Below are 22,591 nucleotides of genomic sequence, written 5' to 3'. Positions count from 1 at the left end.
TACACTCCTACTTCATATGTGCACGTACAACACGTGCTACTTCGTTATAAAATGAGCTTGCTTCAAACTTAACTAAATAAGCCTCACCGCCAGCATCTATTCCTCTTCCCTCACTAAAATGATCACTAATCGAAGAGTTGAACACTATAGGAATATTATTAAATCTTCCATCTGCTTTGACATTAGATGCAAAATGAAAACCATCCATTTTTGGCATCTCAACATCTGAAATAATTATTTTCAAATTATTCGCTATGTTTTCTCCGTAAGTACTATAGATTTCATTAAGGCGACTCAGACCCTCTTCTCCATCCATAGCTTCTACCACACTAAAGCCCATTTTTATAAGTGCCTCTTTTACTATTTTTCTAGCGGTTGCACTATCATCTAGCACAAGTGCTAATCCAGAAAATCTTTCTATCTCTTGAGGTATACTATCTACATCCGGTTCATAAAGACCCAAGTCTTGCACAACACTCTCAAGGTCTAAAATCAAAAGGACGTTATCGTCTTCTATTTTTGTTACACCCGTTATTTTATTACTATCAAGGGAGTCACCTCCGCTCATAAATGAGGCAGGTTCTATGTCATTCCAGTTAATTCTTCGTATACGTTTTGCTTCATGAACCACAAAACCAATAAGTACATTATTAAACTCTGTAATAATAACTCTAGAGTTTTTCTCAGCAGACTCTGGTGCTTTTATTCCCATCCACTTTGCTAAGTTTACAACTGGTATAACAACTTCACGTAGATCAAAAATACCTTCTATAAACTCAGGCGTACCTGGCAATTCAGTTAAAAATGGAACACGAATAATTTCACGTACCTTTGAAACATTTATTCCATATATACCTTCATATACACCATCTTCTTCTTGTTTAAGTATACGAAAGTCGACAAGTTCCATTTCATTAGAACCGACTTTTAGGGAACGATCGTCCATATTTTAAATCTCCTTAGAGAATTTTTCTTCTTTTAATAGTTCTTTATTATCTGAAGATTCTACTATAAAATATCTTTGATTACAAGCAAAAGCGGCTAAATTAATATAGTAAAAATTATCAAAGCTAAAAGCGCTATTTTGATGAAAGTGCCCTTCAATAAAATAATCACACTCAAACTTCTCTAACTCGCGTTTAGATATAAAATCTCTAAAGCCTATGAACTCTTTACAATCATCTTTTTTTGCTAAAAAACTGTCTAGCTTTTTAAGTATGTAGTGATTTGTAAAATTATCTATTATTTTAAGAGTAGAGAGAACAGTAGAGTTTCTAATAACTCCACTGTATATACTATAAGAGAGACTGACATCAAAATCGCCATGTGCCAAGCATACTTTTTTGCCTTTAAAGTTACAACTCACTGGTTGTTCATTCAAGGAAAATATCTTCGCGTTTGGAAAAACTGACTCTAGATTAAAGTCATGATTGCCTTCAAGGTATATCACCTCTATCTCTTGATTTATCTCATTTATAAGAGTTATCATCTCCTCATTTATACTATGAGTATAGGGAACTTCTCCAAAAAGTGCGTCAAATATATCACCCATGAAAACGATTTGAGAAGGGAGTAGTTTTTTCGAATGAATATCTTTAATAAGCGCAAGTAATTCGGGTCGAAGATCTGAGTAGTGTGCATCTGAGATTACAAATGCACCCTCAAGTAGTTCTATATTATGGGACATAAGCTATGTTAGGTATCCCACTGTTTTCATCAAGTCCCATCATCAAGTTAGCATTTGCTAGAGCTTGGGAAGATGAGCCACGAAGAAGGTTATCTATAGAACTTGAGACAAATAGTAGGTTACCTTTTTGTTTTACATAGATATCACAGAAATTTGTTCCCGCTGTATTTTTCATATCAACTGGGTTTTTACTGATACGCACATATGGCTCATCTTTATAATACTCACGAACAAGTTCCTCCGCATCAAATGAGCCCTGCGTTTGAATATAAATAGATGAAATCATCCCTCGAGTTAATGGAACTAAATGAGGTACAAAATTTACCTCATCAAATGAAACGCCAAGTTTTTGAGCAATTTCAGGAGCATGTCTATGATGAAAAGGGTTATATGCAAAAAGGTTATCGTTGACATTTACAAAATGTGTCACATCGCTTAACTTCTTTCCAGCACCACTTACACCTGTTTTTGCGTCTACAATGATAGGAGTATTAGGAACTCTTCTATCCATAAAAGGAAGAAGTCCTAAAATAGCCGAAGTTGGAAAGCATCCTGGGTTTGCAACTAAAGAAGCGTTCTTAATCTCTTCGCGGAACATCTCTGGCAGACCATACACAACATTTTCTAGATTTTCTGCGTCAGTATGTGCACAGTAGTACTCTTCATAAACGTCTTGCGTTAGTCTATAGTCAGCCGAGAAGTCCACCACTTTAATCCCAAGTTTCATAAAAGGCTTCACAAACGCCATCGCAGTCTTATGCGGTACCGCTAAAAAAACAAGAGAACAAGTGGCTGCGCACTCATCTACGTCAGCTTTTTTTACCTCTAAAGAGCAAATGCCGCTTAAAGATGGATGGAGTTCATCCATAGTTATGTCACCAGTAGAGTTAGCAACATAATTTAGCTTAAAAGTAGGATGATTTATAAGCATCTTTACAAGCTCTAAACCGGTATAACCACTTACTCCAATGATTCCTACATTTATATTTTTACTCATTTTTAGTGACACTCAAAAACTATTTCTTGGTATTTCACTTCATCTATCTCAAACTCTTTTTCTCCACCAGGAAGAGTGACTTTCACTTCATCACCCTCCTCTTTTCCTAAAAGCTGTTTTGCTAAAGGAGAACCAAAAGAGATAAGGCCCATATCTGGATTAGATTCACAGCCACCTACTATAGTGTATGTAACCTCTTCATCTGTATTCATATCTGTCATACATACAGTTGAACCAAAAGAGATTCTTGCATGTTCAAGTTCACTAGGGTCTACTATTTGTGAGTTTCCTAAGATATCTTGAAGCTCTGCTAAACGATTGTCTATATTTTTCTGCATCTCTTTTGCGGCATGGTACTCAGCATTTTCTTTTAGGTCACCATGTTCTAGTGCATCTTCTATATCTTTTACAACTTGAGGACGTTTCACTTCTTTTAAATCTTTCACTTCAGCTTGTAATTTTTCATAGCCGAAAAGTGTCATAGGTTCTACTCTTTGCATAGTTGTTTCTCTTTAAAGTTTTATTTTTTATGATTATATCTAAACTTGTTATATCTCTAGTATATGCAAATATAAAAACTTTACACTTTCTTTTCACTTTTATTTTACACTACACAAATCATTCATAGGAGGAATATATGAAAACAGCTTTAAAAGTAAAACTTTTAGGTTTAGCACTACTTGCATCTTCATCTCAAGTAAATGCTGCGGACTGGCTATCACTACAGGGGGAACAACCTGCAGTAGTCGCACCAAAGGGTGTAAAAGTACCATATCGTAGTAAAGTTCCAAAACTTTGGGGATTTATTCAAGTGAACTATAAACAAGATCTTGGAACAGTTTCAGATTTCAACCCCATAAGTAACAAAAATGATGGAATCAATAGAACTCCATTTTCACTACTTAATCCCGACTTACAAAGTCAATCAGGTGTAAACCTATTTAGGGCAAGATTAGCTCTAAGAGGTATGGCAGATAATGACAACTTAGTAAACTATTTCTTCATGACTGAATTTGCTAACAATGGCGTTAACAATCTAGCAGGACATGGTAATGTTGCTACTTTCTTTTCAGATGCATCCATTACATTAAAACATGTTCCATATGCAAAAGTGCGTGTGGGTAAGTTTAAATACCCTGGTAGTGAAGAGGGCTTACAAGCTGTTTTCGTATCTCCATATATTACTTTTACAAACATGACAAATCAACAACTTTTAGAGAGACTCGTTACAAATGTTGGTACAGTTCAAACAGGTCTTGCAGCTGGTGGTGCAAAAACTGACCATTATACAAGTAGTGAAGTCACACAGCCAATAGGTGCTTTTAGAGATACTGGTATTCAAATATTTGACACAGTAGATATAGCTAATGACTGGGCAGTTTCTTATGCATATATGCATGGTAATGGAACTGGTATTTCAAACAGTAGTTCTGATTCACAAGAGACAAACTATGGATTTTTAGCGTTAGAGCAGACTTATGGTGGTAGAGGTTACTTTACACAAGCATTGAAGTTCTACTTATGGGGCCAGAGTGGAAAGAGATCACTTCTATCTAATGATGGAACCACTACTACAAGAGTTGATACAAACCGTAAACGCTATGGTTTAGGTATGACTTACTACAACTACGGATTAAGATTTGAAGCTGAGTACATGAAAGCCGAGGGTATGATATATACCGGAGCTAAAGATAAAAATCCTGATGCACTTCAAGAAGATTGGCAGTTCCAATATGCTGTAGGCGATGAAAATAAAGCAGATGGTGGTTATGTGAATTTACAGTATGAGATTGTTCCTAAAAAATTCGAAGTTTTTGGAAGATATGATTATCTCAACCGCTTAACAAATGATGAAAAAGCCGAGCGTGACTTTACAACTACTACTCTTGGGTGTTCATATAGATTTAAAGGTCCAACTCGTCTTGACTTTAACTACCTAATTAGAGATATTCAAGCACCAAACAATGCTAATGCACAAACAGTAGTAGACAATATTGGCGATCGTGTTGAAGTTCAATTCACAGCAGCATTTTAAAAAGGAATAAAAATGAAATTAACTAAATTAATATATGCCCTTGCAGTAGTAATGATGATGGTTGTTCCATCATCTGCAAATGATAACGATGAAGATGATGTAGTAAATATAGTCTACCAATGTGATTTTGCTGATCCAAAGCGTATTCACTTGATGTTAAACACTATGAACAATGTTGTAAAACACTACAACAAAAATATGATTCAATACGATTTAAACCTAGTAGCCCTTGGACCATGTTTACAATATGTAATGAAGGACTTTAAAGGAACTGGTTTTGTAAAAAAACCTTACCAAGATCATGGTGGGCCCTCTGGTAATGGAACAGCAGGCAGAATTTCTAGCCTAAAGCAAACTGCTGGTGATAGCTTGACTATTTATGCTTGTGGAAATACGATGGAAAAGAAAAATGTAAAACCTGAACAAATTCTAGACTTTGTAGAGCTAACACCTGCTGGAATAATTAAAGCAATTGATCTGCAAAGAGATGGATATGCTTACATTAAAATAAAATAGTAGTCATAAAAGTGATACAATACATCACAGAGTAAGATTAGGAATAGTTATGAAACTTTATCAAAAGTACTTGGTTCTATTGTTGATAGTTCTTGTACTTTTAAGTCTCTACTTTAATCTACAAAAGAAAGAAGAGTATGTTAATAATGTACATACAGTTCTTATAAATCTCCTCAATAAACAGATAGAGAGAGAAAAGGCCGAAGCATTTAACTTTGCCTTTGCTCTATCTCAAAATGAAACACTCCAATCCGCAATCAAAACTAATGACTCGATAAAAGGCTATGAAATACTCAAGCAGCATATGAATGCCCTAGAGATATTTAGTGGTTCAAAAATGCGTGCGCAGATACTTACTAAAGAGTATGTTATCTTTGCACGAAGTTGGGACAATAGTGATGCTGGCTTAAATGTTAAAAAATTTAGACCAGACTTACAAGAGATAAAAATAAGTAAAAATCCGCATCTATCTTTTGAAGCTGCAAGAAGATTAGTTCTCATAGCTTCCATACCTATAGTTAGAAATGGAGAAGTTGTTGGTTTTATAGAGGTCATACATAGATTTAATTCACTCGAAGAGTATTTTCTTAACTATGACATAAGTATGATTGCTCTACTAAATTCTAAATACAAAAACCAAGCTGTTCTTTTAAATAATAATCCAGTAATTGAAAATATGATTATTGCAAATAATGGAGCAAATGTAGAGCATATTGCTTATCTGAAAAAAACTGGCATCTCTAAGCTACTAAATCAAGGGCAGCTTGAAGGGAAAAACCACTTCTATTTTTCTCGAGCAATTCTAAATAGTAATGGAGACAATATTGGATACTTTATACTAATAATCTCAAAGCAGAAGCTTGAACTATTTAGTGCATTTGAAAGAGAGCTTAATGCATTTTTCACATATGCAAGAAAAGATCTCTACTACTCTGTACTTAAAAATAGTGAGTCAATCGACTCAAATATATGCTTAAATAAAGAAAAAGCTGTAAATAATCCAAAAAATATATCTAGAGGAAAAATAAAGTGAAAATACTTTTACTTGAAGATGAGACTATATTAAAAGAGAGCATAGAAGAGTTTCTAAAAAGTAAAAACTATCATGTAGACAGTTACGAGAATAGCGATGATGCTTTTGATGCGATTTTCACAATTGATTATGACCTTTTACTTCTTGATGTGAATGTCCCAGGAGAGTGGGATGGCTTTTCACTTAGAAAAGAGCTCTCAATAGAAAATAAAAACATTCCAACGATTTTTGTAACATCCATGTCAAGTGCGGATGCTATGCTTCAGGGGTATGCACATGGGTGTTGTGATTACATAAAAAAACCATTTGACTTGATAGAACTACTCCTAAGAGTCCAACATGCCCTTAAGTCAAACTGCTTTAAAACCGATGAGACTTTTATTAAACTTCCTCAAGGATACAACTATAATGTCACAACTTATGAGTTAACACATAATGAACAAAGAGTTGCCTTAAGTAAGACAGAGGGAGATATACTAAACCTTTTTTTACTTCATAGAAACAGGGTAGTCACCACTGAAATGTTACATGAGCAAATATGGCAGAATAGTGTCTCTTCAGCCAATGCAAGAGTTCAAATAAATAATCTTCGTAGGAAATTACCAAAAGAGATTATAAAAAATATTTATGGCTTGGGATATCGTCTTGATTGTTAATGAGCAAAAGTTTGTAAAAAAATATAGTTTCATCTATACTTTAATTATATCAATAATCCTTTTAGCACCCCTGTATATCTACATCGACCATAAAATAAAGCTACATGAAATCAAAACCGAAGTTGAGCTCAAATCCATCCAGTCCCATATCATTAATGCGATGGATATTTTTGGAAACCACCCAAATGAAACATTTGAATTTCCAAAATTTACACAATATAAATCTGGAATTTACAAAAAAGATTTTTCACGAATATATACACAGATTAAAGAGCCCCTACCCTCATTTATGAATGGTTATCATAGTGATGGTTCTAATAGGTATCTTATAACGAAACTACCCTCTGAGAAATATTTCTTCGCTGAGTATTTGATTACTGAGAAAAAAATATCTTTTGCTCCAATATACTTAGAAGCAAGTATTGTGGCGTTTGGGATAATTGCTCTTATTTTACTTCTCTCTTTTTACTTTTTAAACAGCTTCTCAAGACCATTTAAAAGAGTAAACGAAAAACTAGATGATTTTATCAAAGAGTCTATGCATGAAATCAATACCCCTTTGAGTATTATAAATGTAAATGTGGACCTCTTTAGCAGTATTTATGGAGCAAATAAATACTTCAATCGTATAAAATCTGCGACGAAATCTTTAGCAACCATATATAATGATATGGACTATTTAATCAAACAAAATCGTATAGAATACCAAGATGAACCTATCAACTTGAATGCGTTTTTAAGAGATAGAGTGACATATTTTGAATTGATTTGTGAACTTAAAGATATAGTTATCTCTTTTGACTGTAGTGTAAAAGTAGAGATTCTTTTTAATAGAACAAAACTTGAGAGGATAGTTGATAATACACTCTCAAACGCTATAAAATTTTCCAATACAAACTCTAAAATCAATGTAACGCTAAAAAAAGATACTGATGATATAAAGCTGAGTATTCAAGACTACGGACAAGGTATTAAAAACCCTCATATGATTCTAAAAAAACACTATAGAGAAAATGAGCATAAGAATGGATTTGGGATTGGTATGAGTATAGTTAAATCCATAATAGACGAATCGGACATCACTTTAGATATACACTCCGAGTTAGCCAAGGGAAGCACCTTTATATATACCTTTCATAATCCAATGATTTTAAGTAGTGAGACTATTTAAATCTGTTGTAAGAGGGATAAGTCATATTTAATCTCTTGAGATTTAGTGCTAATTGTTATAATACATGCCTTTTTAGATACCGAGAGTGCATCCACAATACCCTCTAGTAAAAGTGTACTACTTTTTGTTAGCGGATCAAATGTTTTAAGTGTTTCATCCTCAACAAAAAAGACTCTTCCACCTCCACAACCATCTCCAATAATACCTTCACAAACAAGAGCGGAGTTTAAATCAAAACCATCCATCATCTAAACAATCCTCTTTAGCTTCGTCTAAAAACTCTCTATATTCACTTGAGTTATGATCTACTTGTATATACTCATCGTATACATACTCTTTAAATATTTTATCATCCATACATTTACAAAGTTTTGAGTCATTTGAGTCGACACAAGTACTTAACATCTTCTCTTTTTGAGTCCCATCCCAGCCTACATAAGAGTTATAGTATGGATAAAGCGTCCATATGGCAAATGCTACGGTGAGTACTATGTTTGTAATATACTCGCGTTTCTTAGTCTCTATGTACTTTTTAATATCATACGAGATTAAGATAACAAAAACTATCTCTAGACCTATGTTAAACCAATCACTATCTAAAAAATCAAACAATCGCTTCCTTTAAAACTTTAAATTTGGACGAAAGATAAGTTGATGATTTTCAACACCCTCATCTCTAAGTATCCCATTATATTTCTCATTACTAGTGTAGAGATATCCTAGTCCTAAACCAAAAGACATCTTTTCACTCCAAGAGAGTGGAAACTTTTTCTCAATTACAAACTCAGAATTTGTAAACTTAAAAGTATTTGAGCTTACTTCTACAAGGGCAGTAAATGCACTGTTATATAAAAAAGAGAAAGCACTTTTTTTATAGTCAATACTGCTTCTTCTCGCCCCAATGTAAAAAGTGTCTACAAAATTTCTATTTTCATTCATTTTTGCTCCAACTCTAAAACTCCAGTCCAAATCTCTATCTTTTTGCTCTCTTGTCCCTTTTAATTTAAACTCAAAAGTCATAAATCTATTGGCATGAGCAACATTCTCTTTGATAGAGTTATCTCCTATAGTTAATAAATATCCTATATAAGCTCTATTTTTTCCAACCCTCTCATCACTCTTCTTGTTTTTAAAAACCATCATCCTTCCAAAAAAAAGAGATAATGAGTAAGGCTCTGCAAAACCTGCCGTTACGGCTCTTACAAGATTTAAATCATTTATAGTTGAGCTATTATAACTCTCTTCATAGTTTTTACGACTATATATACCTACTATTGGCATAGGGTGCACAGCAGCTTCAAGTAAAAAAATATTTGGATTGAGTGTATTTAATACTAATCTTGTGTATAACTCAGCTTCACTTAGTTCTGAGGCGTCTGTTATCTCATTTGCGGTATCAAGATCTATAAACGCAGAGACATTCGAGTAGTATGCGTCAAGTTCATAATCATACTCGACTAAATCTTCCGACATAAGCAAAGTCCTCAGAAAGAAAATGACTAAAATAAGTCTCAACCACGAAGCCTTTTTATAGTCTCTGAACACATCACAAGTCCAAATGCGGCGGTAACACCCATAAAACTACCCTTCTCTTTTACTTGAGCCTCTTCAGATGAAAATATCACTTTATACTTCTTTTTAAACCCGCGTTTTTTAAGTTCGCTTCGTATGCGAGAGCCAAACTTGTCTCCATAACTTTTCCAAATATCATCCACGATTATCTTTGTCGGATCCATGCGTTTAGCTGCACCAAAAGAGGAGATAAGTTTTTTATAACACTTTTGAGCTAACGCGAGTTTTGCATTTCTATCATCTATGGCGTCTAAAACTACGTCATACTCATCAAAGTCAAAATCCCAAACCCACTGCTCATCAATTTTTTTGTTGATAATTTTAAGTTCGGGGTAATGCTTTAAAAGAGCCTCTACTTTTACTTCGTTTTCATGCATTTCCGACCACATTTGGCGGTTCTGATTTGAGTCGTCATAAGTGTCAAAGTCAACGATTGTTATATCTTTTATTCCACTTCGATAGAGACAATCAAGACAAAAACTTCCAACGCCGCCAACTCCTAAAAGGATTATTTTAGCGTCTTCTAGTTTTTTAAAATCATCTTGAAGAATTATTTTTATGCGGTCATATTTTCCCAAACTACTCTACCCACTCTTTAAGTCTCTGCATACTCTTATAAGCACTCAAATCAAGCATGATTGGTGTTATGGAGATGTATCCCGCTTCTATAGCATCATAGTCGCTCATACCATCTACACCCTCGCGTTTAGAAAAGTTCAGAGGATGAAGTCCTAGCCAGTGGTGCTCTTCTCCTCTTGGATTTCTATGTAGATGTGAGTCATTTGCATAGTGTCTGTAACCTGCATAAGTCACTTTTATCTTGGCGCTTGTGGCATCAGGAGGAATATTTACATTTAAAAATTCGCGTTCAGGAAGAGGAAACGAGCCTTCTCTTATCTTAGTAACTAATTTTTTAATGGTCTCCCCAGCAAGAGAAAAATCGCCATCTGGATTTGTAAAATCCATCACTTGGCTTATCGCGATAGAGGGAATATCGTGTAAAACACCTTCCATCGCTCCAGCAGCAGTTCCCGAGTACGTAATGTCTTCACCCATGTTTGAGCCACGGTTTATACCACTTACAAGTAGGTCGGGCTTCGTGTTTTCATAAATAGTGCTCAATGAGAGATAAACACAGTCGCTTGGCGTTCCATCATCAAGTTTATAAAAATCATCATCCACACTAACAAAACGAAGAGGTCTCACAAGGGTCAAAGAGTGTCCACATGCAGACTTTTCATTTGCGGGAGCTACAACCATTACCTCAACGTCATCCAACTCTTTAAGAGCTTCTACTAAAGACAAAAGCCCTTTTGCTTCATAACCGTCATCATTTGTTACTAAAATTTTATACTTTTTATTCATAAGTGTATTTTACACTCTTTAGTGGAATAACTCAACTTTTATCAATAAAGTCATTTTATAGTATAATAATCAAAATATAAGGATAAGTTAATGAATTCAGTCTACATCTCCAAACAAAAAATATTTAACCACAAAAATGGAATATTTGCTTACGAGCTTGTTTTTAAAGATGCTGATAACAATCCAACAACTATCGCCAATAATGTAAAAGGGACTGCAAAGCTTATCATCAGCTCCATCACAAGTAATGAGCTAGACCTTTTACTAGGAAGAAATACATTAGCATTTATCAATGTTGATGAAGCAACTCTTACAAAAGGTATTTTGGATATTTTAAATAAAGATAGATTTGTGCTTAGCCTTTGCGAGACTATTAATCTTACAGAAGCTATTGTTAAAAAAATAGTTCAGTACAAAAAAAGAGGCTTTAAGTTGTCTATAGGACATTTTGACTCAAGTGCTGCAATGATTGTAAAGTATCAAAGACTTTTTGCATACATAGATATTATCCGTATGGATATACTTAGTTCTGAACCTGAAAACTTGAAAAAAGTGATGCAGAAGTTTAAGGGTACTCGAATAAAACTACTCGCACACAATATAGAAACGCGAGAAGATTTTAAAAAATCTCTAGAGATGGGCTTTGATTATTTCCAAGGCTATATTCTAAATCAGCCAGAAATTATAGAGATTAAAAGTTCTAAAGAACCTGCTCAAGTAGTTATATTACAACTTATCCAACATCTAAAAGAGAGTAAAACGACTGAAGAGATAGAGTCTTTTATAAAAAGACAGCCTGACCTCTCTTTTAAACTTATCCAATTTTTCAACAAATCTAAGAAGTTGGATGTACAAGTCCAATCAATAACACAGGTAATCACCCTTATGGGAAGAGATCAACTCCTTAGATGGTTAATGGTCTATCTTTATTCTGAAGTATCAACAAATACAGCTTCACAAACTATCCTTGAGCTTGCCCTCAAGCGTGCCGAGAGTATGGAGGCAGACGCAAGTGAAGGGCTCAAAGACAAAGCGTACATCGCAGGTATGTTCTCTCTGCTGGGCTCAATTTTTGATATCAATATCAAAGAGTTAATGGCTCATGTCAAAATGGATAGAGATATCACATCTTTAGTTTTAGAGAAAAAAGGCATTTTTGCTGGAAGCTTACTAAAGGCTGAACAGGCTGAAAAAGCATACCTGAGAAAAATAATGCTGGCAAATTTTGACAAACTAGATACAACAGACCTCATATATACGCTAGAAGATGGTGGCGTTGAGATAAATAAAGATGATATTTAATAAAATAACTACACCCATAATAATTCTCCATTACTCTTTATAATTTTACTTTTTATCCGATTTACTTCTTAACAACTAAAGGATAAATTATGAATACCTCTTATGGAGTAGATGCTTACAGAGCACACGACCTCAATATTGCTATGAGAACATCAAGTGGTGATACAATAAAAATGGACTTCTCAAACGAGCAATCTTCTTCAATTAGACACTCACAAAATGAGAATGGTTCAAGTACTTCTATGAGTTTCTCATCAATGCAATCATTTCAGTTTTCTATTAAGGGAAATGGTATAGATGCACAAGATCAAAAAGAGATAGATGAGTTTATGAAAACTGCTCAGCCTTTTATAGATAACTTTTTAAAAGAGTTTTCCGAGGATGCACCCGGAACTCCAGTTACAAAACTTGCCCATCAAATAGCGGCTATTTTTGACCCAAATAGAGAACGCAACGAAGATGGAGTAAATGCTATTAAGACAAATATAGTGAAGATGTTTGATAAATCATTAGCAGAGCTTCAACCTCCAAAAGAGATGAGTGTTGAAGACACTATGAAGAAGATTTTAGAGGAGACTCAAAAACTTTTAGAGAAAACTTTAAAAGAGTTTGATGAGTTTAACAAAAATATTTATGCTTAAGGGTATAAATATTTATATTACTATTCTTCTATAATATATGGTGTTGCTTTTACGAACTTATTTTTAAAGCCTCTTACTTTTGGAGCCATTTTAAAGAAGTAATAGTTTGGAGTCCAATCTTTATTTCCTTCACCGACACTAGTTGGAACACGTAATAATATATGTATTTTGTAATCTACATATTTATTTCCATTATTATCTTTTTTAACATCTACTAAAAAGTAGTCAGAATTTTGTCTTGTTTTAGCATCGTTATAAAAGATCTCTTTTATCCAAGTACTAGAATAAGAATTAAAATATTTTTTTCCTGAGTCAATATAAACTTGTGATGTGGTAATTGAACTTGGAACTTCAATTTTTCCATGGATATATATATGTGTCCCATTCTCTTTAATTTTACTAATAGTATCTACATACTGTTGAATATTAAAAGATGTGCGGCTGCCATAAGTAATATAATCTAGCATAGGTGCCTGTGTATTAGTATGTACATCAAAAAAAGCTTTGTTATAAGTTCTCCCCGCTACTACATTATCTGAAACTTCTACAACTTTTTGTACGGTTTCTACAGGTCTATCTTTATAAACTACCTTTTCTTTTATAACCTCTACTGGTCTATCTCTGTAAACAACCTTCTCTTTGAGAATAACTTTTTCTTTTACTATAACTTTGGGCTCTGGTTCACTGCAATCTTCAAACTCACAATCTAAGCCTTTTAAAGCAGATGCCGATGCAGAATTTGAGCGTGTATAGTCAGATGCACTAGAGAAAATGAAAAATGCAAGAAGTAAAAATATAATTTTTAACATGGGGTTCCTTTGTTTTGGCCAAATTCTATATGAAATGTAATTAAAATTAACTAAAACTCCTAAATCTATTTATGGTACTATCCTTGCTTAAAACAAACATGAAAACATTATTTATTATTTTACTACTCACAACACTAAGCCTTGCAAACGATATAGAAAAAAACTATACTTCACTTAATAATGAAATAGACAAGATATCTCATAAACTAACTCCGGAAGAGAAAGTCTCTCTATATTACCTTGTACTCTCTACTCATGAAAAAATAGCGACCGCTCTTTCCCTTGATAAAACAAAAGTAGAAGAGTTGAAAAATATAAAAAATGAAACACTAAAAACACTCTCCAATCTTCATGAATCTAACACTAAATTAACTACTGCAGATATAGAAAAGTTGAGAAAGCTCTATACTGATATGAATAGCCAAGCAAAAGAGTTAATAAAAAACAGTCCAAAACAAAAAACTCAAAAAGTTATATACAAAGATAAAATTGTCTATAAAGATAAAATCATATACAGAGATAAAAAAGAGATTAAGACGGACAAAAAATCCTATATATTTACTGTTATATTAGCGATAGTTACAGCACTTATAGGACTAGGAGTTGGTTATTTACTTTTTAGAAGTAAAGAGAATGAGTTTCCAGCAAAAGGCATAGTCAATCTAAAAGATATAGAAGAAGAGAATAAAAAACTCTCTAAAGAGATAAAAAGACTCCAGTCTCAAACAGATATAACATCATCAAAAACAAAAGAGAGTAATAATACTCTACATACACAATACACTCAACTTCAAGACCACAACGAATCACTACAAAATGAGTTAAGTGATTTAAATATCAACTATATGAAACAGATTGATACTATTGAAGGTAAACTAAAGTCAGTGAATGCACAAAAAGAGCAACTCATAAGAGAGCTAGATCATCTTAAAAATACAAAAGAACTTGATGATGAGAGTGGAAGCCATTTTAAAGAGAATCTCTTGGCGTTACAAGCGCAATCAAGAGATATATTTAATGTCTTAGATACTATTTCAGATATTGCGGAACAGACAAACCTCCTGGCGTTAAATGCAGCTATAGAAGCCGCTCGTGCAGGCGAGCATGGTCGTGGTTTTGCCGTTGTAGCCGATGAAGTTAGAAAACTAGCAGAGACTACGCAAAAGACTTTGAGTGAAGCAAAGGTCGATATATCAGCGATTGTAGACAACATAACAAACCTCAAAGCCTAAAAACTTGACTTATGTGCTAGAGTTAGTGTAAAATTACAACAATTAAGAAGAAGTGAACTCACAGAACTTCAAATAAAAGTCAGACAACTTATACTACAGGCTAAATACAAAGTATTGAACCAAAATTTTACTTCGTTCAAACAAAAATCCCAAAAACTTAAGGCAGTCATTATATGAGTGATAACAATTCACAACAACCTCGTAACAACTCTAAACCTACAAATCCAAAATCAAACAATAAAAACAACTCAAAATCTAGAACACATACTCCGGTTAAAGGATCAAGTGTAGAAGACTTACGTACTAAAAGTATTGAAGAGCTTATTAACATAGCTGAAGAGTTAAATGTAGAGCATCCACAAGAGCTTAAACGCCAAGACGTTATCTTTGAAATTCTTAAGGCTCAAACTGAGCAAGGTGGTTTTATCCTCTTTAGTGGAATCCTTGAGATTATGCAAGATGGTTATGGTTTTATCCGCTCGATTGACAAAAGTTTTAACGAGTCTATCAATGACGCTTATGTTTCAAATACTCAAATCAAACGCTTTGCACTTAGAAATGGTGACGTTGTAACTGGTCAGGTACGCCCTCCAAAAGATCAAGAACGCTACTATGCACTTATAAAGATAGAAGCGGTTAATGGTCTTCCTCCAGAAGAGTCTAAAAAACGTCCACTTTTTGAAAACCTTACTCCTCTTTATCCAGAAGAGAGAATTAAACTAGAGTATAGAGAAAAAGGTTTAACTGGCCGTATGCTTGATCTTTTCTCTCCTATTGGTAAAGGACAACGTGGTCTTATTGTTGCACCTCCTCGTTCAGGTAAAACTGAGCTTCTTAAAGAGATAGCACATGGTATTTCTGCAAACCATGCTGAAATTGACCTACTAGTTTTACTTGTTGATGAGAGACCAGAAGAGGTTACAGATATGGAACGTAGCGTTAAGGGTGAAGTTTACTCTTCTACTTTTGATATGCCAGCGAAAAACCATGTTAAAGTTGCTGAGATGGTTATAGAAAAAGCAAAACGTCGCGTTGAAATGGGTCGTGACGTAGTTATACTTCTTGACTCTATCACTCGTCTTGCGCGTGCTTATAACACGGTAACGCCATCAAGTGGTAAAGTACTCTCAGGTGGCGTTGACGCGAATGCTCTTCACAAACCAAAACGCTTCTTTGGAGCTGCTCGTAACATCGAAAATGGCGGAAGTTTAACTATTATAGCAACTGCGCTTGTTGATACTGGTAGCCGTATGGATGAAGTTATCTTTGAAGAGTTCAAAGGTACTGGTAATATGGAAGTTGTTCTTGATAGAAAAATTGCAGATAGAAGAATATTTCCCGCTATTGACATTCTTAAATCTGGTACTCGTAAAGATGAGTTACTTATTGGTAAGCTTGATTTACAAAAAGTATTTATACTTCGTCAGATGATTCATAAACAAGACAATGAAGTCGAAGCGCTTAAATTTGTTTATAACACTATGCGTAAAAAACCTACGAACGAAGAGTTCCTAGAGAGTATGAACACAGATAAATAGAGTAACTCTACTCTATTATCTCCGCCATAATTAACTTAAGAGTTGAGAACATTGTAGACATAGTCTTATGAAGCTCGCTACCTTCTTTTAAACTACTTATCAATAAATCTAAATTTTGAGTTGACACTTCCACATTTTCACCCTCTTCATACAAAGCGATTCTACACGGCATAAATGGCGTGAACATTGGCTCTAGTCTTAAAACATCCGAAGCAACTTTTGCCTGACATACCTCATATACATAGGCCTTTCTCTCTATAGGGAAGCCCTTAGACTTTAGTAAGGCATTGTAGTCATAACTATGAAGTAATGAAAACTTGTTTGAATCACATGCTTTTTGTATACTCTCTACAAGGTCTTCTATCTTTTTTGAGCTCTTGAGTCTATATGTCATAGTCTCAAATATGTCTTCTTTACTTCCAAACAAATCTTGTTTTTTATCCATCTATTTTTCCTCTTGTTGTTTATAGTCTATTACAAGGCTTTTAAACTCATCGCCGCGTTGCATAAAGTTTTTGTACTCGTTAAAACTTGACGCGGCTGGAGAAAAAAGAGCTATGCCGGACTCTGTTATCTGATGAACTTTTTCAACAGCTTGGCTTAATGAAGTTACATAAAATATATTTAAATTTTTATCACTTTTACTTAGACTTTCAAATATTTTTTTTCCAGTATCTGAGAAAAGTACAATATTTTGAATATCTGATTCAAGCAAGTATTCTACCAAAGAATCATAGTGTATCCCTCTATCAAATCCACCTAATATTAAGCTCTCAACGTTTTTTAATATTTTAACTGCTTCCATGGTAGCTTCTGGAATTGTTGATATCGAGTCATTAATATATATAACGCCCTCTATGGTATCTACATACTCCAGCCTATGAGGAAGCGTTTTAAACTCTTTAATTGTCTTTAAGTATGTCTCTTTATCTATCTTTAACAACTCTACTAGTTTTTCTAGAATCTGTAAAGAACTTTTGTGAATAAAGCCCTGCTTTACGTCAAAAGTTACATCATATTTTAGAGTATGTTCAAAAACGTTGTAGACGCTCTTTGTTTGAAATAAACTTGCGTTTAACTCTTTATATGGTTCTTGTAAATTCACTATCAAAATGTCATTCTCATTTTGAAAATGCAAGATATTAAACTTTGCGTCATAATACTCTTGTAGGTCTTTATAGTAATCCAGATGTTCTTCAAATAGATTTGTCAAAATTGCTATGTGAGGAGAGTGTTTTATATTTAAGAGTTGGTGCGAAGAGAGTTCCATCACAACTCTAGTTGTAGGAGTAATCTCTTGGACTATATCAAACGCTGGCGTCCCAATGTTTCCGCATAAAACAGTCTCTTGTTTTGCATTTTTAAGAAGTTGGTCTATAATCGTTACAAGAGTACTCTTGCCCTTTGTTCCAGTTACACCAATAATCTGCTTTTTAAAGTGTTTTATAAAGAGTTCAGTAGTCGAACTAAAGTTATATGCGTCATACTTTATGCCAAGATTATAAAGTGAAACACCTGGTGATTTTATAACTAAGTCAACTTTTTCTAAGCCTTTTAGATAATCATCTCCACTAAAAAAAACTACCTTCTCACTCTCTTCTATATCCTGAGGCGTGTTTTTATCGACTATACATAGGGTGGCGTTTGGCAAATATTTAAGAGCGAAATCATAAAACGACCTCCCCTCTTTTCCAAAGCCAAATATCGCTATACGACTAAAAGCCGCTAAATCAGAAACTAAGTTTTTCAACATTTGCTTTTAGTATCTCTTTAAATTTTTTAGGAAGATTATTTTCACCATTAAATGCCACTTCTAGACCATAGTGAATATCTACCGGCTTATAATTTTTAAGTAAAAAAGGAAGTTTATCTTGAGTGTATGTCGCTCTTTTTTTACTCAAAGCATAGTTTACTTCATCATATGTTCCTACACACTCAAAAGGTTTTACTTCATCACTTTTGCTAAGCCCGTCAAAAAGCTCTTGAAGCTCACTATCATCAAGCATATCCTTGTCAAATATCTTATGTAGTGTTTCATCTTCTATAAAATTGCAAAGCATGATGTAGGTAAAAAGACACTTCGGGCATTTGCCACACCACTCATTTCGTTTACTTCCAACGTTACAACTTCTAAAAGTAAAGAAATGCTCTTTAGTCTGTGAGAAAAGCTTTGCTATATGAATCTCATCGAGTGGGCGTAAAAAGCTAAAATACTCTACGTCTTTAGTTATAAATGAAGATACGTAAAATCTAAAATCATTCTCAAACTCCACAGATTTTGAGTACTGATGATTTACTTTTAGTCCATTAAAAATGATATTTTCTTCATTTGCACTTGACTCATTTGAGAGTACTATATACTTTGTCTTATAAATAAGACCTAACCAAATGGAGATAAAACCAACGATAGAAGAGAATGGTATGTGACCATTTAAATATCCGCGTTTATTAAAATCAAGAATCTTCTCTAAATCAAGTTCGCGTTTAAGTTCTATAGAGTTATCTGGATGCTTATCGAGTATGGCTTTACTTGCCACTATTGGATTCATAGAGAACATTAGTGACTCTGGAAACTCATCTTTTAAAAGCTCATAAGAGACAAGAGAATCTTTTCCACCACCAATAGGAATGATGTTATTCTCTTGCGTAGCAACTTTTATCTCTTTAAAATCATCTCCATTAAACGCGATGACAAACTTCAGAAGTTCATCTTGAGTAACCGCTATGTTATTTAAGTAAATAAACTCGCCAAGACCGTTGTAGTAGAGCTTTTTAAACCATGCTTGCTGCTCATCATTTAAAGTTCCACACTCTATAATAAACTCTTTAGGAGTAGCTATTTTATAGTAGCTAATTGCTTCCGCCATTCCTATATGAAATATAATATTTGAGAAATCTAAATCAGTAGATATTTTGTCATTTTTATTGAGTGAGAGTTTGTGATGAAAATCGTTTATTTTGTCTGATTCAATAAGTTGATAGTGAAAATGAAGAGAAATAGTTTGCTCATTTTCTAATGTGCCGTAGCTCTTGTATACAAACTTATTATTTTGTTCTCGTAACTCATTAAATTTTTTCATTTTAGCCATTTTCATAATTGTTTATTGGATTATATTATCTTTTAACTCTATAAATGCTAAAATCATTTCAATTAAATAATGGAGTATCTATTTGAAAGAGTCATCAGAAGTTTTAGCTAGAAAATATCGCCCCTCAAATTTCGATGAGCTTATAGGTCAAGAGACTATAGCTCAAACGCTATCACTTGCGCTTGATTCAAATAGACTCTCACACGCTTACCTTTTTTCAGGTTTAAGAGGGAGTGGTAAAACTTCTACCGCTCGTATTTTCGCTAAAGCTCTTATCTGCGAAGAAGGAATGAGTCATCACCCTTGTGGCGTTTGTTCCAACTGTGTTATGGCGTTAGAAGGCCGTCATATGGACATCATTGAGATGGATGGTGCGAGTAGTCGTAAGATAGACGACATCCGTGATTTAGTTGAGCAGACAAAGTATAAACCTGCCGTTGCAAGATATAAAATATTTATTATCGATGAAGTGCATATGCTTACAAAAGAGGCTTTTAACGCCCTTTTAAAAACGCTAGAAGAGCCACCAGAGTATGTAAAGTTTATACTTGCAACGACTGACCCACTAAAACTTCCAGCCACTATTTTAAGTAGAACGCAGCACTTTAGATTTAAAAGCATCGCTACAAATAAAGTCATCGATCATTTAGCGCATATATTAAATCTTGAAGGTATAGCTTATGAAAATGACGCCTTAGAGATTTTGGCTCGTAGTGGTGGAGGGAGTCTTCGCGATACGCTTACTCTTTTAGATCAAGCCATCATTTACTCTAAAAATCACGTAGACGTTCGCACCGTTACAGATATGCTAGGATTAGTTGACCCTAAGTTCATTGGCGAACTTTTTAACGCAGTATTTGCCAAAGATTACGCTGCGTTAGTTGAGTATACAAAAGTACTTGAAGATTATGAGAGTGAGATGGTAGTAGATGAGCTTATAGCTTACCTAAAAGATAAGATGTATAACCACGACGCACTCTTCTCAACTTTAGTTTTAGATAGATTTTTTAGAATTTTAAGTGATTCAAAATATCTCTTTAGTATAAACGCCGATGGCTCTTTTGTGCTCTCTATGATTTTCTTTAAGATGATCGAAGCTCTTCGTATTCGTGAAATAGACCAGATGATAGAGTCTTTTCAAAAAGACGTTCAAAGACCAGAAATAACGACTCCAACTCCAGCCAAAATAAAAATCCAAACGGCTACTCCCGAAATAGCGTCAGCAGTTCAGGCGGATTCTCCAATAGAGACTAAAACAGAAGAAGAGAAAGAAGTTACCACTCAAGCAGTTGAAGAAGTGCCTCCTGCTCCCGAGCCTATAGTGGAACCTGTCGTAGCTCCTATAATTCAAGAAGACCCCGCTCTAAAACTATTTCATGAGCTTATAGCAAAAATTAGCGATAGAAACTATGAACTTGGTGAGTGTTTTACTAAAAATATTACTTTTATCTCTTATGAAGAGAGTGTTTTAACATGGGAGAGTTGTGCGGATGAAGATTGTAAAAAACTTCTCAAGCATGGATACTCTGTTATTAAGCAACTTGTACGAGAGATATTTAGTTTTGAGACAAAAATCAAAGGAATTGCTTGCACTAAAGAGCCACAAAATCTTCCAGAGAATGAACCTCAAGAGACGTATATACCAGAAGAGACTTTTGTAAGCACTCCTGAATTTACTCAAACAAACATAGAACAACCCGCTCCTCAGCCAACTGCTATAACGCAGCCAGAGATGCAAGGTCCTCAAAGTACTACAATGATAGAAGATGCGGAGATGGGTGGAAACGCGAGCTGCGTTACAAACTGTAATGACGCGGCACCGCTAGAAGAGTTAAACGGCACAGATATAACGCAAGAGCCTCTTATTCAAAAAGCTATAGAGATGTTTGAAGCTAAAAAGATAACGGTCCAGTCAAAAATCTAATCAAAAAAAATCTCACTACAGCAGAGCTCCTCGCGTTTACAAAACTCTAAAATATTTTCATAGGGTGTCACGTTTCGTTTTTTTATTGTGGCAAATTTAGACTGAGATATATCTAGTAAAGAAGCGACGTCTTTGTCTAACACTTTTACCTCTTTTGCTCCGCTTAAATGAAGTTTTAATACTTTAATAATGGCATGAAAGTCTCTCATAAGTACTCTTTAAATTTATTTGTGTAAATATATCTAAAGGGATAAAATAAGAGTGAAAGTATGGCAGTTTGCTATTTTTTCTTTTTCTCTTTTTTATTGAGTCTTTTTATAATATTCTTTAAAATTAAAGAGAGTTCTAAAAACTCATGAAAATATTTTACATGCATAATCGCTTTATAATTTTTCGTAGATATCTCTTCTAGATAATTTTTTAACTGATTTAGATCATATAAAACCCTATCACTCATCAATTTCGCTATATAAAATGCGATAGAAAGTATGAGTAAAAAAGCTAGAGCAAGTTTAAAAAAGAGGCTATAAAAAGAGTCCATAATGCCTGAGAGCGGTGTTGCTAAACGCAGGTATATCTTTGCATCTTTATAGTTTATCTTTTTAGCGACATATAAAAAATCAATTCCTAAAGTCTGAGAAAAACGAATACTGCTTGAAAATTCTTGCTTTTGCGCTTGGAGAATTTCTTCTCTGTCTTTATGATTTTGCATTGCATGGATGTCGAAGTTTGACTCAGCTAAGACTTCTCCATCACTCTTTATCATAGTCACTCTTAATACGGCTGCGTTAGATATGTTTTTAGCATAGAGTTCTAAGTTTTTCACCCTATCTATATCTAAAGCGGAGAGTAAAATGATTTTTTGTAAGTAGTTTTTGTTCTCTTCAATAATGATAGATTTAATAGAGCTATATCCAATGATGGAAAATATCACAAAAGCACCTATGAAAAGCAACAAAAACTTCACTATAAACAGTTGATGGATTTTATACATATAAGCAGAGTCCTACAAATTTAAAATGTT

The 22,591-nt window shown here is 34.0% G+C and carries 25 protein-coding genes; 10 read left to right on the top strand and 15 right to left on the bottom strand.

All coding sequences use genetic code 11. From position 1 onward, the window contains the following. Positions 1–7: 7 nt before the first annotated feature. From GJV85_RS03240 to greA, 4 genes are read right to left on the bottom strand one after another with little or no spacing between them, the layout of a single operon-like run. A complete protein-coding gene (locus tag GJV85_RS03240) occupies positions 8–946 on the bottom strand; it encodes a chemotaxis protein (RefSeq protein ID WP_207562438.1) in 939 nt (312 codons plus the stop codon). 3 nt (positions 947–949) lie between these two features. Continuing rightward, entirely contained in the window at positions 950–1,687 is a 738-nt protein-coding gene (locus tag GJV85_RS03235) for a UDP-2,3-diacylglucosamine diphosphatase (RefSeq protein ID WP_207562437.1), read from the bottom strand. Then, a complete protein-coding gene (gene argC, locus GJV85_RS03230; RefSeq protein WP_207562436.1) occupies positions 1,677–2,684 on the bottom strand; it encodes an N-acetyl-gamma-glutamyl-phosphate reductase in 1,008 nt (335 codons plus the stop codon). The genes GJV85_RS03235 and argC overlap by 11 nt, the downstream gene beginning before the upstream one ends. Positions 2,685–2,686: 2 nt before the next feature. After that, complete coding sequence (greA, locus tag GJV85_RS03225) at positions 2,687–3,184, bottom strand: transcription elongation factor GreA (RefSeq protein ID WP_207562435.1); 498 nt, start codon at positions 3,182–3,184, stop codon at positions 2,687–2,689. A 137-nt stretch (positions 3,185–3,321) separates the two neighbouring features. Here greA and GJV85_RS03220 point away from each other — a divergent pair, with 137 nt between their 5' ends. From GJV85_RS03220 to GJV85_RS03200, 5 genes are read left to right on the top strand one after another with little or no spacing between them, the layout of a single operon-like run. Next, on the top strand, positions 3,322–4,719 hold the full coding sequence (locus GJV85_RS03220) for a porin (protein WP_207562434.1): 1,398 nt from the start codon (positions 3,322–3,324) through the stop codon (positions 4,717–4,719). 12 nt (positions 4,720–4,731) lie between these two features. Next, positions 4,732–5,235 (top strand): DsrE family protein, encoded by a 504-nt coding sequence (locus GJV85_RS03215; protein ID WP_207562433.1) that lies wholly within the window; start codon positions 4,732–4,734, stop codon positions 5,233–5,235. A 49-nt stretch (positions 5,236–5,284) separates the two neighbouring features. Beyond that, positions 5,285–6,268 (top strand): cache domain-containing protein, encoded by a 984-nt coding sequence (locus GJV85_RS03210; RefSeq protein WP_207562432.1) that lies wholly within the window; start codon positions 5,285–5,287, stop codon positions 6,266–6,268. After that, on the top strand, positions 6,265–6,924 hold the full coding sequence (locus GJV85_RS03205) for a response regulator transcription factor (protein WP_207562431.1): 660 nt from the start codon (positions 6,265–6,267) through the stop codon (positions 6,922–6,924). Before GJV85_RS03210 ends, GJV85_RS03205 begins: the two co-directional genes overlap by 4 nt. Continuing rightward, complete coding sequence (locus GJV85_RS03200; protein WP_207562430.1) at positions 6,914–8,095, top strand: sensor histidine kinase; 1,182 nt, start codon at positions 6,914–6,916, stop codon at positions 8,093–8,095. Before GJV85_RS03205 ends, GJV85_RS03200 begins: the two co-directional genes overlap by 11 nt. Here GJV85_RS03200 and GJV85_RS03195 read toward each other — a convergent pair. The 5 genes from GJV85_RS03195 to surE are packed head-to-tail and all read right to left on the bottom strand — an operon-like array spanning position 8,092 to position 11,032. Then, a complete protein-coding gene (locus tag GJV85_RS03195) occupies positions 8,092–8,343 on the bottom strand; it encodes a thiamine biosynthesis protein ThiF (protein WP_207562429.1) in 252 nt (83 codons plus the stop codon). The two genes, GJV85_RS03200 and GJV85_RS03195, sit on opposite strands and share 4 nt — an antisense overlap. Next, positions 8,327–8,707 (bottom strand): hypothetical protein, encoded by a 381-nt coding sequence (locus GJV85_RS03190; protein ID WP_207562428.1) that lies wholly within the window; start codon positions 8,705–8,707, stop codon positions 8,327–8,329. The genes GJV85_RS03195 and GJV85_RS03190 overlap by 17 nt, the downstream gene beginning before the upstream one ends. Before the next feature lie 9 nt (positions 8,708–8,716). After that, on the bottom strand, positions 8,717–9,568 hold the full coding sequence (locus tag GJV85_RS03185) for a hypothetical protein (protein WP_207562427.1): 852 nt from the start codon (positions 9,566–9,568) through the stop codon (positions 8,717–8,719). Between the two features lie 38 nt (positions 9,569–9,606). Beyond that, positions 9,607–10,245, bottom strand: a complete 639-nt coding sequence (locus tag GJV85_RS03180; RefSeq protein ID WP_207562426.1) for a ThiF family adenylyltransferase — start codon at positions 10,243–10,245, stop codon at positions 9,607–9,609. A 1-nt stretch (position 10,246) separates the two neighbouring features. Beyond that, the gene (gene surE / locus GJV85_RS03175; RefSeq protein WP_207562425.1) at positions 10,247–11,032 is read right to left on the bottom strand and encodes a 5'/3'-nucleotidase SurE; all 786 of its coding nucleotides are present in this window, start codon (positions 11,030–11,032) and stop codon (positions 10,247–10,249) included. Between the two features lie 90 nt (positions 11,033–11,122). Between surE and GJV85_RS03170 the strand changes: the two genes are divergently transcribed. Continuing rightward, positions 11,123–12,334 (top strand): EAL and HDOD domain-containing protein, encoded by a 1,212-nt coding sequence (locus tag GJV85_RS03170; RefSeq protein ID WP_207562424.1) that lies wholly within the window; start codon positions 11,123–11,125, stop codon positions 12,332–12,334. A gap of 89 nt (positions 12,335–12,423) precedes the next feature. Next, positions 12,424–12,975, top strand: a complete 552-nt coding sequence (locus GJV85_RS03165) for a hypothetical protein (protein ID WP_207562423.1) — start codon at positions 12,424–12,426, stop codon at positions 12,973–12,975. A gap of 20 nt (positions 12,976–12,995) precedes the next feature. Here GJV85_RS03165 and GJV85_RS03160 read toward each other — a convergent pair whose 3' ends face one another. Next, a complete protein-coding gene (locus tag GJV85_RS03160; protein ID WP_207562422.1) occupies positions 12,996–13,784 on the bottom strand; it encodes a hypothetical protein in 789 nt (262 codons plus the stop codon). 83 nt (positions 13,785–13,867) lie between these two features. Here GJV85_RS03160 and GJV85_RS13810 point away from each other — a divergent pair, with 83 nt between their 5' ends. Both GJV85_RS13810 and rho read left to right on the top strand, forming a co-directional pair. Then, on the top strand, positions 13,868–15,016 hold the full coding sequence (locus GJV85_RS13810) for a methyl-accepting chemotaxis protein (RefSeq protein ID WP_283949413.1): 1,149 nt from the start codon (positions 13,868–13,870) through the stop codon (positions 15,014–15,016). Between the two features lie 173 nt (positions 15,017–15,189). Then, positions 15,190–16,554: a transcription termination factor Rho gene (rho, locus tag GJV85_RS03150; RefSeq protein ID WP_207562421.1), complete on the top strand. Its 1,365-nt coding sequence runs from the start codon at positions 15,190–15,192 to the stop codon at positions 16,552–16,554. A gap of 7 nt (positions 16,555–16,561) precedes the next feature. Here rho and GJV85_RS03145 read toward each other — a convergent pair whose 3' ends face one another. Genes GJV85_RS03145 through GJV85_RS03135 form a run of 3 tightly spaced genes read right to left on the bottom strand, consistent with a single transcriptional unit; the run spans position 16,562 to position 19,634 of the window. After that, the gene (locus GJV85_RS03145; RefSeq protein ID WP_207562420.1) at positions 16,562–16,999 is read right to left on the bottom strand and encodes a DUF302 domain-containing protein; all 438 of its coding nucleotides are present in this window, start codon (positions 16,997–16,999) and stop codon (positions 16,562–16,564) included. Continuing rightward, positions 17,000–18,304, bottom strand: coding sequence for a UDP-N-acetylmuramoyl-L-alanine--D-glutamate ligase (murD, locus tag GJV85_RS03140; protein WP_207562419.1), 1,305 nt, complete (start codon positions 18,302–18,304; stop codon positions 17,000–17,002). It abuts the gene before it with no gap. Next, positions 18,285–19,634, bottom strand: coding sequence for a MurL-like N-terminal domain-containing (locus GJV85_RS03135; RefSeq protein ID WP_207562418.1), 1,350 nt, complete (start codon positions 19,632–19,634; stop codon positions 18,285–18,287). The genes murD and GJV85_RS03135 overlap by 20 nt, the downstream gene beginning before the upstream one ends. 91 nt (positions 19,635–19,725) lie before the next feature. Between GJV85_RS03135 and GJV85_RS03130 the strand changes: the two genes are divergently transcribed. Then, positions 19,726–21,567, top strand: a complete 1,842-nt coding sequence (locus GJV85_RS03130; protein WP_207562417.1) for a DNA polymerase III subunit gamma/tau — start codon at positions 19,726–19,728, stop codon at positions 21,565–21,567. Here GJV85_RS03130 and GJV85_RS03125 read toward each other — a convergent pair. Then, positions 21,564–21,776: a hypothetical protein gene (locus GJV85_RS03125; RefSeq protein WP_207562416.1), complete on the bottom strand. Its 213-nt coding sequence runs from the start codon at positions 21,774–21,776 to the stop codon at positions 21,564–21,566. The genes GJV85_RS03130 and GJV85_RS03125 overlap by 4 nt on opposite strands. A 71-nt stretch (positions 21,777–21,847) precedes the next feature. Next, the gene (locus tag GJV85_RS03120) at positions 21,848–22,561 is read right to left on the bottom strand and encodes a hypothetical protein (RefSeq protein WP_207562415.1); all 714 of its coding nucleotides are present in this window, start codon (positions 22,559–22,561) and stop codon (positions 21,848–21,850) included. Between the last annotated feature and the right edge of the window lie 30 nt (positions 22,562–22,591).

Source organism: Sulfurimonas aquatica, assembly GCF_017357825.1.
GTDB classification, from domain to species: domain Bacteria; phylum Campylobacterota; class Campylobacteria; order Campylobacterales; family Sulfurimonadaceae; genus Sulfurimonas; species Sulfurimonas aquatica.
This window is presented reverse-complemented; position numbering and strand designations above follow the sequence as displayed.

Coding starts and splice junctions, on each gene's coding strand:
- GJV85_RS03170 (WP_207562424.1), top strand. CDS start 11,123: ATGAATTCAGTCTACATCTCCAAACAAAAAATATTTAACCACAAAAAT.
- GJV85_RS03195 (WP_207562429.1), bottom strand. CDS start 8,343: ATGATGGATGGTTTTGATTTAAACTCCGCTCTTGTTTGTGAAGGTATT.
- surE (WP_207562425.1), bottom strand. CDS start 11,032: ATGAATAAAAAGTATAAAATTTTAGTAACAAATGATGACGGTTATGAA.
- GJV85_RS03210 (WP_207562432.1), top strand. CDS start 5,285: ATGAAACTTTATCAAAAGTACTTGGTTCTATTGTTGATAGTTCTTGTA.
- rho (WP_207562421.1), top strand. CDS start 15,190: ATGAGTGATAACAATTCACAACAACCTCGTAACAACTCTAAACCTACA.
- GJV85_RS03135 (WP_207562418.1), bottom strand. CDS start 19,634: ATGAAAAAATTTAATGAGTTACGAGAACAAAATAATAAGTTTGTATAC.
- GJV85_RS03160 (WP_207562422.1), bottom strand. CDS start 13,784: ATGTTAAAAATTATATTTTTACTTCTTGCATTTTTCATTTTCTCTAGT.
- GJV85_RS03220 (WP_207562434.1), top strand. CDS start 3,322: ATGAAAACAGCTTTAAAAGTAAAACTTTTAGGTTTAGCACTACTTGCA.
- GJV85_RS03215 (WP_207562433.1), top strand. CDS start 4,732: ATGAAATTAACTAAATTAATATATGCCCTTGCAGTAGTAATGATGATG.
- greA (WP_207562435.1), bottom strand. CDS start 3,184: ATGCAAAGAGTAGAACCTATGACACTTTTCGGCTATGAAAAATTACAA.
- GJV85_RS03120 (WP_207562415.1), bottom strand. CDS start 22,561: ATGTATAAAATCCATCAACTGTTTATAGTGAAGTTTTTGTTGCTTTTC.
- argC (WP_207562436.1), bottom strand. CDS start 2,684: ATGAGTAAAAATATAAATGTAGGAATCATTGGAGTAAGTGGTTATACC.
- GJV85_RS03165 (WP_207562423.1), top strand. CDS start 12,424: ATGAATACCTCTTATGGAGTAGATGCTTACAGAGCACACGACCTCAAT.
- GJV85_RS03185 (WP_207562427.1), bottom strand. CDS start 9,568: ATGTCGGAAGATTTAGTCGAGTATGATTATGAACTTGACGCATACTAC.
- GJV85_RS03145 (WP_207562420.1), bottom strand. CDS start 16,999: ATGGATAAAAAACAAGATTTGTTTGGAAGTAAAGAAGACATATTTGAG.
- GJV85_RS03240 (WP_207562438.1), bottom strand. CDS start 946: ATGGACGATCGTTCCCTAAAAGTCGGTTCTAATGAAATGGAACTTGTC.
- GJV85_RS03125 (WP_207562416.1), bottom strand. CDS start 21,776: ATGAGAGACTTTCATGCCATTATTAAAGTATTAAAACTTCATTTAAGC.
- GJV85_RS03235 (WP_207562437.1), bottom strand. CDS start 1,687: ATGTCCCATAATATAGAACTACTTGAGGGTGCATTTGTAATCTCAGAT.